This is a genomic window from Lacimicrobium sp. SS2-24 (genome assembly GCF_002201535.1).
Taxonomy (GTDB): domain Bacteria; phylum Pseudomonadota; class Gammaproteobacteria; order Enterobacterales; family Alteromonadaceae; genus Lacimicrobium.
This window is the reverse complement of sequence record NZ_NIWW01000006.1, coordinates 46,476-60,097: the sequence shown is the minus strand read 5'-3', so window position 1 is coordinate 60,097 and position 13,622 is coordinate 46,476. Positions and strand designations below refer to the sequence as shown.

Below are 13,622 nucleotides of genomic sequence, written 5' to 3'. Positions count from 1 at the left end.
GCGGTCACATGGTGATTGCCGGTAACATCGGGCGCATAGGGAAATTCCTTTTTGCGCCCGAGTTTTTATACCCAAATGACCTCGAAGTGCATGCCACGTTGCTGAGATGATTTGGGTATACATGGGGAGCAAGCAAACAGTATGTCGAAGCGAGATTATTACGAAGCCCTAGGGGTTGCTAAAGACGCCTCTGAGCGCGATATCAAAAAGGCCTACAAGCGCATGGCCATGAAATACCATCCTGACCGGACCAAAGGGGACAAAGAACTTGAGGAAAAGTTTAAGGAAGCGCAGGAAGCCTATGAAGTATTAACCGATCCCCAAAAGCGCGCCGCCTATGATCAATACGGTCATGCGGGAGTGGATCCTAATCGGGGAGGAGGGCATGGCGGTGGCCATGCTGACTTCGGAGATATTTTCGGTGATGTCTTTGGTGACATCTTTGGTGGCGGTCGCCGTCAGCAATCCCGCGCCCGTCAGGGGTCTGATTTACGTTATAACCTGGAACTGAGCCTTGAAGAAGCGGTTCGCGGAAAGAATGTCGAGATCCGTATTCCCACCCTGGTCGGCTGTGATGAGTGTGATGGTTCCGGTGCGAAGAAAGGCAGTAGCCCGACAACCTGTCCTACCTGTCACGGTCAGGGCCAGGTACAGATGCGTCAGGGCTTTTTTGCCGTACAGCAAACCTGTCCGACCTGCTCCGGGCGCGGCAAAATCATCTCTGATCCGTGCCGCAAATGTCATGGTCAGGGCCGCGTAGAGAAAAGCAAAACCCTGTCTGTTAAAGTCCCAGCCGGTGTGGACACCGGTGACAGAATCCGTCTTTCTGGTGAAGGTGAAGCCGGTGAAATGGGCGGTCCGGCGGGTGATTTGTATGTACAGGTACACATCAAAGACCACCCCATCTTCGTGCGTGATGGCAATAATCTTTACTGTGAAGTGCCCATCAGCTTTACCCGGGCAGCCTTAGGCGGGGAGATCCATGTGCCCACGCTGGACGGTAAGGTGAAGCTCAAAGTCTCACCGGAAACACAAACCGGACGCATGTTCCGTTTGCGCGGTAAAGGCGTGAAATCGGTTCGCAGCGGCGCCGTCGGCGACCTCATGTGCAAAGTGGTGGTGGAAACCCCGGTGAACCTGAACGCGAAGCAGAAGGAAATGTTAGAAGAGTTGGATAAGTCTATGGGCACCGGCGATGAAGCCGCCAAATACCGCCCTAAAGAGAAAGGCTTTTTCGATGGCGTGAAGAAGTTCTTTGATGATTTGACCAACTAACAGCCAGCCTGTCGTGCATTTAAAAAAGCCCCGTCATTTGGCGGGGCTTTTTTTGTGTCTGATGGAAGAGCAGAGCCGATGACATGCCAGTTTGTAATGTCTATTTTTACTGCAATCTATCGCTACCTTAATCGCAAACAACGTCATCATCAGCAGATTTTTCTGGTACGCAGCTGCACGGTTAATGAGCGTGAAAGGCCTTTCAAATTTCTTTCAAACCGCCGCGACTCATGCTTGAATAACGAAGTGGTAAAGACAAAGGGATAAAAATGAAAAGGATTCTGGCAATTATACTCGGAGTGTTGATGATGGACATGGTCCAGGCTGAGCCCGAACAGTTTTATCAGGCGAAACGCCTGCAACATAGCGCAGGAACGTTGTCCTACAGGATAATGTATCCTCACGATTTCAACTCCGAAAAGCGCTATCCTCTGGTTCTTTTTCTGCACGGCTCCGGGGAGCGGGGTGAGGATAATCAGGCTCAGCTTACTCATGGCGCGGCCCTGTTCGCCGATAGCGCTAGCCGGCGTGACTATCCTGCCATTGTCATCTTTCCTCAGGCCAGCACAAATGATGACTGGGCTAAGGTTAACGTGACCCGCGACACTCAGCCTTTAGCGCTGGAGTTTGCATCGGTCAATGCTCCACCGACCATAGCCATGCAGGGGGTGCTCGCCTTGCTCGAAGATTTCAGCGCCAGGACTTACGTGGATAAACAGCGTATCTATGTAGGCGGACTGTCTATGGGCGCCATGGGAACCTATGAGATCCTCGCCCGGCGGCCAGAGATGTTTGCCGCCGCCATTCCCATATGTGGGGGCGGAAACCCCGACAATGCGGCGTATTATCGCAAGGGCTTACCGTTATGGGCATTCCATGGTGAAGAAGATAAGGTTGTGGCGCCGAGTCTTTCTGTGCAAATGGTAGAGGCGATTAATCAGCATGGTGGTAACGCCAAACTGACGCTTTACAGTGAGACCGGACATAACAGCTGGGACAAGGCTTTTGCAGAGCCAGAGTTACTCGCCTGGCTGTTTGCACAGCAAAAAGGGGCATAAGGTTTTGATGAGAATTTTTGTTTTTCTGCTGGCATGGGTTGTCATGGCGGCATCGGCGCAACCAGAAAAGCTGCGGGTTGGTCTGCACTATTCTGCGCCCTGGGCTTATGCCAACGAGCAAGGTGAGCTGATGGGCATTGATTATGACATCCTCAGGCATATCTTCGCGCAATTGGATGTTGAGGTGCAAATCGAGCTTTATGCCTACGAGCGTCTTATCCAAAAATTTCGTCAAAAAGAGCTCGATTACATCAGCCCCATGGCCTTTGATTTACCGGATGCTTACCTGACCGATCCCTATCTGGAAATCCAGGACGTAGCGGTGACCTCGATACAAACTGATTTTACCATCGATGACATAGCGGATCTGAAAGGGAAGTCTATCGTGGCATATCAAAAAGCCAGTGATGTGCTGGGGCCTGTTTTTGCCAGTGTGTTGGAGCAAGATGCCTATATGGAAATGGCCGATCGGGAAAGGCAGTTGGATCTGCTGAAAAACTTCAAGGTAGATGTGGTGGTTGGCGACAGGAAAGTGCTGGAGTATTTCAGCCACAAGAACTACGGCAAGGACCAGCTTAATGTCCACAATGTTTTTCCTCACACCAGCTATCCGGGCGTGTTCTGGGAGGCTTCCCTGGCTGAGGCATTCAACAAAGAACTGGATAAGATGAAACGCTCGGGACTGCTATCACAATTCCACAGCCAAACCCGCCCCTGATATGAAATATAGCCAAACAGCCTAATTAGCAGAGCTATCTGATGAATTGGAGGCTGATTTTTGGTGCGCTTTTAGGGCACAATGCCTGACATGATTTCACGCAGAAAAAAAGCCTAATGAAAACCGGAATTTTTGGCGCCAACGGTCGTATGGGCCGGGTACTCATTGAAGCAGTCAATCTTGTGCCCGAGGTAGAACTCGGTGCTGCTATCGTGCGCTCGGGATCTCACTGGATAGGGATGGATGCCGGACAACTTGCCGGTATTGGTGAGCAAGGCCTGAGTGTGACCGATACGCCTGAACACCAGGCCGATGGCATAGATGTGATGATAGATTTTACCTTGCCAGAGGCCCTTGAGGGCAATCTGAACTGGTGTATCGCACATAATAAACCTGTTGTCATAGGCACGACCGGACTGAGCGATAAACAAAAAGGCTTGCTTAATCAGGCTGCTCAGCAGATCCCCGTGGTGTTTGCCGCTAACTACAGCGTAGGCGTGAACCTGTTGTTAAACCTTTTACGTCAGACCGCCCGTGTGATGGGACACAGCTGTGATATTGAAATACTAGAAGCTCACCATAGGCACAAAGTCGATGCCCCTTCGGGTACCGCCGTGGCCATGGGAGAGGTGATTGCCGATGAACTGGATCGAGATTTAAACAAAGACGCTGTGTATGGGCGTGAAGGTCATACCGGAGAGAGACCTCAGCAGCAAATAGGCTTTGCCACCGTCAGGGCAGGGGATATCGTGGGTGAACATACTGCCATGTTTGCCGATATAGGTGAGCGTCTTGAGCTGACCCACAAAGCCAGCAGCCGCCTGACCTTTGCCAAGGGCGCAGTCCGGGCAGCCACCTGGCTCAAGGACAAGCCGCCGGGCTTGTATTCCATGCAGCAAGTGCTGGGACTGGAGTAAACAAACGCGCCGGCGGATAAAGCCGGTGTGCTGGCGTACCTGTTTTTTCACACTTTGTTACCCATCATGACAACTATTCCGATTATTAGGGGGGTAGGGGAGTGCCGTCTTTGTTGCGGCAGAAAAAATCAGGTAATGATGCGGTTTGGATCAACAACCAGCAAGCACAGTGTCCGCTTGGCAAAGTCAATCGCCTAATCCTGCGCCGAATAGCATAAAACAGCACGGTGGCGTGTATTACCGTGTCTTTAGTGCTTGCATTACGACACAGTCCAGATGGCCAGGCCAGCTGCAAAAGTGTAAAGCAATAAACTTCTGCAGATCGATAAATCCACAAGTTTTAGCTATTTGGCGTTAAAAAGCACCAGTAACGTCTATTTTACATTGTTTAGCAAATCATAATGGACGAAAAAAGGGTTTTAATATAGACTAGCCAGAATTTGCCAAATTTTTGCATTTGACCGGAGTGTCCGGCTTGTATAGTCAGCAAAAACAAGTAGACGGGATGTAGCCAGCTTTCAGATTCTGAAACTGATTACGCCCGTTTTTTTTGAGTTGCCAGTCTCCCCCTGCCGTTTGCCGCAGGGGCAGCGAATAGGAGGTTGACTTGACTAAATCCGCCCTTTTGGTCCTTGAAGACGGTTCTGTCTTTAAAGGTACCGCCATCGGAGCTGAAGGTGTCGCAGTTGGGGAGGTGGTATTTAATACTGCCATGACAGGTTATCAGGAAATATTGACCGACCCCTCTTACACCGAGCAGATCGTAACCCTCACTTATCCCCACATCGGCAATACCGGTACTAACGAAGAAGACACCGAATCACACCAAGTCATGGCTAAAGGCCTGGTGATCCGAGATTTGCCGCTTATTGCCAGCAATTTCCGCAATCAGCAGGGGTTGTCTGACTATCTGAAACAACACAATATTCTTGGTATCGCCGACATTGATACGCGTCGTCTGACGCGCATTCTGCGCACAACTGGCGCGCAGAATGGCTGTATTATGGCAGGAGATTCATTAGATCAGGCCAGGGCACTGGAAGAAGCGAAAGCGTTTCCCGGGTTAAAAGGTATGGATCTCGCCAAAGTGGTGTCCACAGACAAAGCGTATGAGTGGAACCACGGTAGCTGGCAATTGGGCAAAGGGCATGATGAAAACCGTCAGGACTTGCCTTATCACGTGGTAGCCTATGATTTTGGTGCCAAACGCAATATTTTGCGGATGTTGGTGGACCGGGGGTGCAGACTGACATTGGTGCCGGCACAAACCAGTGCTGAAGAGGTACTGGCGATGAACCCTGACGGCGTGTTTTTATCTAATGGCCCGGGCGACCCTGAGCCCTGTACCTATGCCATTGAGGCCATTAAAACGCTGTTGAGTAAAGACCTGCCCATTTTTGGTATTTGTCTGGGCCATCAGCTGCTGGCACTGGCCAGTGGTGCAAAAACAGAAAAGATGAAGTTTGGCCATCATGGTGCGAACCATCCGGTAAAAGACATTGCCAACGACAGGGTGATGATCACCAGTCAGAACCATGGCTTTGCCGTGGCAAAAGTGAGTATGCCAGAGACCCTTAAAGTGACCCATGTGTCACTGTTTGATGATTCAATACAAGGCATTCACCGCACCGATAAGCCGGCTTTCAGTTTCCAGGGGCATCCCGAAGCCAGTCCGGGTCCCCACGATGCCGCACCACTGTTTGATCATTTCATCGAACTTATCCAAGCAAGCAAGTAACCGGGGAAGAGCATGCCAAAACGTACAGACATACAAAGTATTCTTATCTTAGGCGCTGGTCCCATTGTTATCGGCCAGGCCTGTGAATTTGACTATTCCGGGGCGCAAGCCTGTAAAGCACTGCGTGAAGAGGGGTACCGGGTGATACTGGTTAACTCTAACCCGGCCACTATCATGACTGACCCGGAAATGGCTGATGCCACCTACATCGAGCCTATTCACTGGGAAGTGGTGAAGAAAATCATTGAAAAAGAGCGCCCGGATGCGGTGCTGCCGACAATGGGCGGGCAAACGGCGCTTAACTGTGCGCTGGAACTGGATAAACACGGTGTACTGGAAGAATTCAATGTTGAGATGATTGGTGCCACGGCCGATGCCATCGATAAAGCTGAAGACCGTGACCGTTTTGATCAGGCCATGAAAGCCATCGGCCTGGAATGCCCCAGAGCAGAGATCGCGCAAAGCATGGAACAGGCGCACGACGTGCTCAGTCGTATAGGCTTCCCCTGTATTATCCGCCCCTCGTTTACCATGGGCGGCACCGGTGGCGGTATTGCCTACAACGTTGAAGAGTTTGAAGAAATCTGTCGTCGTGGTCTGGACTTGTCGCCCACCAAAGAATTGCTCATTGATGAGTCGTTAATCGGCTGGAAAGAGTACGAAATGGAAGTGGTGCGGGATAAGAACGATAACTGTATTATCGTGTGTACCATCGAAAACATCGATCCGATGGGTATTCACACCGGTGATTCGATTACCGTTGCGCCTGCACAGACCCTGACCGACAAAGAATTCCAGATCATGCGTAATGCAGCGCTAGCGGTGTTGCGTGAAATCGGCGTAGAAACCGGTGGTTCCAACGTACAGTTTGGTGTGGATCCTGAAACCGGACGTCTGGTGATCATTGAAATGAATCCACGGGTGTCACGCTCTTCGGCATTGGCTTCAAAAGCCACGGGTTTCCCCATCGCCAAAGTGGCGGCGAAACTTGCCGTGGGTTATACGCTGGATGAATTGTCGAATGAAATCACAGGCGGTCTTACACCGGCATCCTTTGAGCCGGCCATCGATTATGTGGTTACCAAAATTCCTCGTTTTAATTTTGAAAAGTTCGCCGGATCTAATGATCGCCTCACCACGCAGATGAAATCTGTGGGAGAGGTGATGGCCATTGGACGTAATCAGCAGGAGTCTTTGCAAAAGGCAATTCGTGGACTCGAACTGAGTGTGTCTGGCTTCGACCCGGTCGTGGATTTGTCCGACTCCGACGCCCGCACGAAGATAGTACGGGAGCTGCGCGAAGCCGGTGCAGAGCGTCTGTGGTATATGGCCGACGCTTTCCGTATGGGAATGAGCGTGCAGGAGGTGTTCGAACTTACCAATATCGATCCCTGGTTCCTGGTGCAGATTGAGGAGCTGGTGCGACTCGAAGAGCAAGTCGAAAAGCTAGGTCTGTCTGGTATTGATTCCGACATGATGCGTACCCTCAAACGTAAAGGGTTCTCTGACGAGCGACTCGCCGATATTCTCGGTGTGGCTGAAGCCGATGTACGCAGTCAGCGTCATGACATGGGTATAAATCCGGTTTATAAACGTGTGGATACCTGTGCGGCTGAGTTTGCCACCAGTACCGCCTATATGTATTCCACTTACGATGAAGAGTGCGAAGCCGACCCCAGCAACCGTGACAAGATTATGGTGCTCGGTGGCGGTCCGAACCGTATCGGTCAGGGCATTGAGTTTGACTATTGTTGTGTGCATGCCGCGCTTGCGATGCGCGAAGACGGTTATGAAACCATTATGGTCAACTGTAACCCGGAAACCGTTTCAACCGATTATGACACCTCAGATCGCTTATATTTTGAGCCGGTGACACTGGAAGATGTGCTGGAAATCGTGCGGGTTGAGAAACCCAAAGGCGTCATCGTTCAGTATGGCGGTCAGACACCGCTGAAGCTGGCCCGTGCGCTGGAAGCCAATGGTGTACCCATTATCGGCACAACGCCAGATGCCATTGACCGGGCTGAAGATCGCGAGCGCTTTTTGCAGATGGTGCACAAACTGAACCTTAAGCAACCTGCGAATGCGACGGTCAGCAATATTGATCAAGCCATTGAGCAGGCCAAAACCATTGGTTTTCCGCTGGTGGTTCGCCCTTCTTATGTATTGGGTGGACGGGCCATGGAAATTGTCTATGATGTCAAAGACTTAAAACGTTACCTCAATGAGGCCGTTAAAGTGTCTAATGAATCCCCGGTGCTGTTAGACCGTTTCCTGGATGACGCCATCGAAGTGGATGTTGACGCGGTCAGTGACGGTAAGACCGTGGTCATGGGTGGTATCATGGAGCACATTGAACAAGCCGGTGTGCACTCCGGTGACTCCGCCTGTTCATTACCGCCTTATTCGTTACCTCAGGCAATTCAGGACAAGATGCGTGACCAGGTGCGGGCTATGGCTCTGGAGCTTGGCGTTGTGGGCCTGATGAATACGCAGTTTGCGGTGAAAGACGGCGAAGTCTATCTGATTGAGGTAAACCCCCGTGCCGCCCGTACCATTCCGTTTGTATCCAAGGCGACGGGTGTGCCACTGGCAAAAATTGCTGCCCGGGCCATGGCCGGTCAGAGCCTGGCGGAACAAGGTCTGACAGACGAGGTGATCCCACCGTATTACTCGGTAAAAGAGGTGGTGATTCCCTTCGCGAAATTCCAGGGCGTGGATCCGCTGCTTGGTCCTGAAATGCGCAGTACCGGTGAGGTCATGGGCGTTGGCGAAAGCTTTGAAGAAGCCTATGCCAAGGCGAACCTGGGTGCTGGCGCACCTTTGCCAAGACAGGGCAAGGCCCTGCTGTCGGTGCGTGAGACAGATAAACGTCGTGTGATTGAGCTGGCCAAAGCCATGCAGGCAAAAGGCTTTAAGCTGGAGGCCACCAAGGGCACAGCATTAGTGCTCAACGAAGCCGGACTCGATTGTGCGGTGGTAAACAAATTGGCAGAAGGACGCCCGAACATCGTTGATGCGATCAAAAATGGTGAGTACTGCTACATTATTAATACGACGGAAGGCCGACAGGCCATCAATGACTCTGTGTATATCAGGCGTGAAGCGTTATTGAATAAAGTGGCATATACCACCACAATGAACGCAGCATTTGCCACGATGAATGCACAGGAGGCCGATGACCGGGCACGTGTTAATTCATTACAAGAACTACATGAGAGAGTAACCCGTTAATGCAATCCATTCCTATGACAGCGAAAGGCGCAGACATGTTGCGCAAAGAGCTGAACGAACTGAAATCGGTCAAGCGACCGCAAATTATTCAGGCGATCGCCGAGGCGCGCGAACATGGTGATCTCAAAGAGAACGCTGAGTACCATGCCGCCCGTGAACAGCAGGCGTTTTGTGAAGGGCGCATTCAGGACATTGAGGGCAAGCTGTCCAATGCGCAGATCATTGATGTCACGAAATTGCCTAATACCGGTAAGGTGATCTTCGGAACCACAGTCACGCTGTTGAATGTGGATACAGATGAAGAAACCACTTATCGGATCGTTGGCGATGATGAGGCTGACCTGAAGCAGAATATGATTTCAGTGAACTCGCCCATCGCACGGGGCTTAATTGGTAAAGAACTTGACGATGTGGTGCCAATTAAAACCCCGGCCGGTATGGTGGAATTTGAGATTATTGATGTGAAATACGTCTGATTTCGTCTCGGAGTTAATGACAAAACGGCGCCAGTGAGCGCCGTTTTTTTGTTAATGCGCTGATATTCACGCAGCTCATTTTTACTCATATCCATTCGTTTTGAGTCATCCATCCCCGTATTTCGACTTTTTATCAGATTTGGCAAAAAACGGTTGAATTACCGGAATGTTATAATATAACATCATCGCATTCTAAACCCTTTCCTTATGCCTGACTGGCACGCCTGCGCCACGTTGGTAACAAAGGAAAACTTTAATCGTTACGATATAACATTGTTGGGAGCGCGATGAAAAAGCTAACCGTATTGGCGGCCACCCTGGGTACGCTGTTAACGCCTTATGCATTGGCACAGACTCTGGCGGGGAAAATTAGTGATGCCGATGGCTTACCGGTAGTGGGGGCCAAAGTGCAGATTATGGGCACTAACCTGACGCAAACCACCGATAACCAGGGGCGCTTCCAGTTTGATAAGGTGCGCAGCGGTACACTCGAGTTGCATCTGTCAGCCCCCCGTTTCGCACACTTAAATACGGATGTAGAGGTACCTGAAACGGGACTGAGCAACCTCAATCTGACGATGATCAATACCAGTATGGAAGTGGTGGATGTGACCGCCACCCCTTTTCATTCATCGGCACTGGAATCTTCCATACCTGTTAGTGTGCTCGCCGGAGATAACCTGAGAATGCGTCAGGCGGCCACACTGGGAGATACGCTGAAAAATGAAGTCGGCGTGCACAGCAACTTTTATGCGTCAGTGGCCAGCAGCCCCATCATTCGTGGACTGGACGGTCCCAGAGTTATGATTACGCAAAACGGTCTGGGGGCAGGAGATGCCTCCAGAGTGGGTCCGGATCATGTCACAGCTGCTGAAGCCAGCACGGCGACACAGATTGAAGTACTGCGTGGTCCATCAACGCTGTTCTATGGCAGTGGCGCTATCGGTGGTGTGGTGAATGTGGTGGATAACCGCGTACCTAAAGATACCCTGACCCGCGGCGAAGCAACTCTGGAACGAGATTCTGTCAATAATCAGAAGCTGATGTCAGCATCACTGAATACCGGCACCGACAATGTGGGGGTGTATGTGGATGGCTTCTGGCGTGAAAACGATGATTACCGCATCCCCGGACACGCAGAAACCGAATCAGAACATGATGAGCACGAGCATCATGACGAAGAAGGTGGCTATGGCACGGTAGAGAATACGGCATCAGAATCCAAGGGGTTCACCTTAGGTAGCAGCTACCTGTTAGACAATGGTTTTGTGGGTTTCTCGTACGGTCGTCTCGAGCGTGAGTACGGTATTCCCGGCCATGCTCACGGTGAAGAGCACGGACATGAAGAAGATCATGAAGACGAACATGGCCATACTGACGAGATGGAGGAGTCAGTGTATGCCGATATGAAGCAGGATAGAGTACAGATTCTCAGTGAGCTGAGCTTCGATCATGCTTTTATCAGTGGCATCAACAGTAAGTTTGCCTACACCGACTATCAACACGCAGAAGTAGAAGATGGTCAGATAGGGACCTTATTCAAAAACACCAGTAAAGAGGCCAGAATTGAGCTGCTGCATAAGCATTATCACAACTGGCGTGGTGGCCTGAGTCTGCATTATAAGCAAAGTGACTTTGAGGCGCAGGGCGATGAGGCATTCTCTCCGCCCTCTGACACCGAAATGTTAGCACTTGGATGGATGGAAGAACGGCATTTCGGTGATGTGCTGGTACAGCTAGGTGCCAGAATTGAGCACGTTGAAATCAATGCAGACCAGGTGCGTTTCCCTGAGTCTGCTGTGCACGGCGATGAGGTGCATCATGATGATGAGGTTCATGAAGATGAACCGGGTCATGAGGACGAGCACGGCGATGAAGTCGCAGAATTCTTTACCTCATCGAAGGATTTCACCCCCTATAGTTTGTCGGCAGGGTTAGTCTGGGATTTTCATCCGGGTTATAACATGGCAGTGTCCTTATCCCGTTCTCAACGGGCGCCATCGGCAGCGGAATTATTCTCGTTTGGTCCTCATATTGGCACCAATAGCTTTGAAGTGGGTGCGATTTTCGAATTAGTGGAAGAAGAGGGTGAACGTTTTCTCAGTGTCAGTGACAACGATGTGGAGCTTGAAACATCCACCAACCTGGATATCAGTTTGCGCAAGGTCAGTGGTGATTTAGGCTTTGTCTTAAATGCGTTTTATAACCAGGCCGATGACTTTTATTACCAGCAGGCCACGGGGCTGTTTGCCGGTGACGGACATGAGCACGAAGAGGAAGAGCACGCTCATGAGGAAGAAGAGCATGGCGCTGAAGAGGAGCTGCATGCCGACGAGTTGCCGGTCTATTTATTCGCACAGGAAGACGTTGTCTTACACGGATTTGAAGCGCAGGTTAACTGGCAAATCAGTGCACCGCTTAAACTGGTGGTGCAGGGCGATTATATTCGTGCGCGCCTGAAGCAGGGAGGAGACCTGCCGCGAATTCCACCTTTACGACTGGCCGCCAGGCTGAATTATGAATATGAACAGGTGAGTGCGGATATTGGTCTGACACGCTATTTCAAGCAGGATAAGACCGCTGAACTGGAGAGCGAAACAAGCGGTTATACGCTGCTGGATGCAAATGTCACCTACCATGTGCCTGTTGGTGGGAATGAGCTGGCATTTTATCTTAAAGGTAGCAACCTTACCGACGAAGAGGCGCGCGTGCACACGTCCTTCTTAAAAGATATTGCCCCCTTACCTGGCAGGTCATTGGCTGTGGGCGTACGGGGTTATTTTTAAGCCTGAAAAGACGCTGCATAGGGATGACGAAGCGTTTTCCGGGCGACACATAAGCCGGTAGTGTAGCGGTTAAATGTGTAACGTTATAAAAGGTGGCCCAGGCCACCTTTTTTGTCCCTTGCCTTTCCTCAGAAGACTGCCTTAGTCTATTCATCAGCAGATCTTAACAAGATATAGGATTGGACGTGTCTGAACGACAGGTAAAGGTTGGCTTTTTTACATTGCTGGGCGTTTTTTTGCGTCTGGGACTGACCAGCTTTGGTGGCCCGGTGGCACACCTGGGCTACTTTCGGCACGAATTTGTTGAGAAGCGAAAGTGGCTGAGTGAGCAGGCCTATGCAGAGCTAGTCGCCCTGTGTCAGTTTATGCCCGGTCCTGCCAGCAGTCAGGTGGGGATAGGTTTGGGGCTGCAGTGGGGAGGCATACGCGGAGCCCTCGCATGCTGGCTGGGTTTTACCCTGCCATCCGCTGTATTGATGTTGCTTTTTGCGCTTTATTCAGGACAGATCACGCAATACCTTGGCAGCGACTGGCTGCATGGTCTCAAAGTGGTGGCCGTGGCGGTGGTCGCACAGGCGCTTTGGGGTATGAGCCGTAATCTGTGTCCGGATCGACCCCGTATCAGCATCGCCGTGCTATCGGCGGTGGTGTTACTGATAGCACCGGGTGTGGGGGCTCAGATGATACTCATTGCCATTGGCGGGCTGGCAGGATGGTGGTTATTGGGGGGTGCCAGTCATCATCAGCAACATGATGTTCTGACCGTGCCACTGAGTAAACGGGCCGGTGGCATCTTTTTGCTGATGTTCTTTTTGCTCTTGGGATTGCTGCCGCTGTTGGCAACAAGTACCAGCTCCCCAATACTGGAGTTGATCGATCGCTTTTACCGCGCCGGGGCGCTGGTCTTCGGTGGAGGGCATGTGGTGTTGCCACTGTTACAGGCCGAAGTGGTACCAACAGGTATGGTCAGCAATGACACTTTTCTGGCCGGATATGGCGCTGCACAAGCCGTACCCGGACCATTATTTACCTTTGCGGCCTTTCTCGGTGGTGCCTCTGATGGACCGGTTTCCGGCCTGGTCGGCGCATCGGTGGCACTGATCGCCATATTTGTTCCTGCATTTTTATTAGTGTTTGGGGCGTTACCTTTCTGGTCAGCGCTTAGCCACTTTTCTGCGGTACAGCAGGCGCTTAAGGGGATTAATGCGGCCGTGGTTGGCATTCTGCTGGCGGCCTTTTATCAGCCAGTCTGGCAAAGCGGAATACTCACGGCGCTGGATTTTTCTCTGGCATTGCTGGCGTTTGTCATGTTGATGTTCTGGAAAGTGCCGCCCTATCTGGTGGTGCTGTTTTGTGCGATTGCGGCAGGGCTGGGCTGGCATTGATGCGTCAGGGATACGTTAATACCAAACCAATGCGA

General features: G+C 51.3%; 9 protein-coding genes. All 9 read left to right on the top strand.

The genetic code is table 11. From position 1 onward, the window contains the following. Window positions 1–141 precede the first annotated feature (141 nt). The 9 genes from dnaJ (at window position 142) to chrA (ending at window position 13,587) form a co-directional block, all read left to right on the top strand. Complete coding sequence (gene dnaJ / locus CCY32_RS11200; protein WP_088330738.1) at window positions 142–1,275, top strand: molecular chaperone DnaJ; 1,134 nt, start codon at window positions 142–144, stop codon at window positions 1,273–1,275. A gap of 269 nt (window positions 1,276–1,544) precedes the next feature. Beyond that, on the top strand, window positions 1,545–2,333 hold the full coding sequence (locus CCY32_RS11190; RefSeq protein WP_088330734.1) for a prolyl oligopeptidase family serine peptidase: 789 nt from the start codon (window positions 1,545–1,547) through the stop codon (window positions 2,331–2,333). A gap of 7 nt (window positions 2,334–2,340) precedes the next feature. Continuing rightward, the gene (locus CCY32_RS11185) at window positions 2,341–3,051 is read left to right on the top strand and encodes a transporter substrate-binding domain-containing protein (protein ID WP_088330732.1); all 711 of its coding nucleotides are present in this window, start codon (window positions 2,341–2,343) and stop codon (window positions 3,049–3,051) included. Window positions 3,052–3,167: 116 nt separating this feature from the next. After that, on the top strand, window positions 3,168–3,968 hold the full coding sequence (gene dapB / locus CCY32_RS11180; protein WP_088330730.1) for a 4-hydroxy-tetrahydrodipicolinate reductase: 801 nt from the start codon (window positions 3,168–3,170) through the stop codon (window positions 3,966–3,968). A 607-nt stretch (window positions 3,969–4,575) separates the two neighbouring features. Then, window positions 4,576–5,706, top strand: coding sequence for a glutamine-hydrolyzing carbamoyl-phosphate synthase small subunit (gene carA / locus CCY32_RS11175; protein WP_088330728.1), 1,131 nt, complete (start codon window positions 4,576–4,578; stop codon window positions 5,704–5,706). Between the two features lie 12 nt (window positions 5,707–5,718). Next, entirely contained in the window at window positions 5,719–8,940 is a 3,222-nt protein-coding gene (gene carB, locus CCY32_RS11170; protein WP_088330726.1) for a carbamoyl-phosphate synthase large subunit, read from the top strand. After that, window positions 8,940–9,416, top strand: a complete 477-nt coding sequence (gene greA, locus CCY32_RS11165; protein WP_088330724.1) for a transcription elongation factor GreA — start codon at window positions 8,940–8,942, stop codon at window positions 9,414–9,416. Before carB ends, greA begins: the two co-directional genes overlap by 1 nt. Window positions 9,417–9,703: 287 nt before the next feature. Then, window positions 9,704–12,202: a TonB-dependent receptor gene (locus tag CCY32_RS11160; RefSeq protein ID WP_088330722.1), complete on the top strand. Its 2,499-nt coding sequence runs from the start codon at window positions 9,704–9,706 to the stop codon at window positions 12,200–12,202. A 185-nt stretch (window positions 12,203–12,387) separates the two neighbouring features. Continuing rightward, the gene (gene chrA / locus CCY32_RS11155; protein WP_210401734.1) at window positions 12,388–13,587 is read left to right on the top strand and encodes a chromate efflux transporter; all 1,200 of its coding nucleotides are present in this window, start codon (window positions 12,388–12,390) and stop codon (window positions 13,585–13,587) included. Window positions 13,588–13,622 lie beyond the last annotated feature (35 nt).

What these genes read in the sequence shown, in the direction of transcription:
- dnaJ (WP_088330738.1), top strand. Translation starts at nt 142, where the DNA reads ATGTCGAAGCGAGATTATTACGAAGCCCTAGGGGTTGCTAAAGACGCC.
- CCY32_RS11190 (WP_088330734.1), top strand. Translation starts at nt 1,545, where the DNA reads ATGAAAAGGATTCTGGCAATTATACTCGGAGTGTTGATGATGGACATG.
- CCY32_RS11185 (WP_088330732.1), top strand. Translation starts at nt 2,341, where the DNA reads ATGAGAATTTTTGTTTTTCTGCTGGCATGGGTTGTCATGGCGGCATCG.
- dapB (WP_088330730.1), top strand. Translation starts at nt 3,168, where the DNA reads ATGAAAACCGGAATTTTTGGCGCCAACGGTCGTATGGGCCGGGTACTC.
- carB (WP_088330726.1), top strand. Translation starts at nt 5,719, where the DNA reads ATGCCAAAACGTACAGACATACAAAGTATTCTTATCTTAGGCGCTGGT.
- greA (WP_088330724.1), top strand. Translation starts at nt 8,940, where the DNA reads ATGCAATCCATTCCTATGACAGCGAAAGGCGCAGACATGTTGCGCAAA.
- CCY32_RS11160 (WP_088330722.1), top strand. Translation starts at nt 9,704, where the DNA reads ATGAAAAAGCTAACCGTATTGGCGGCCACCCTGGGTACGCTGTTAACG.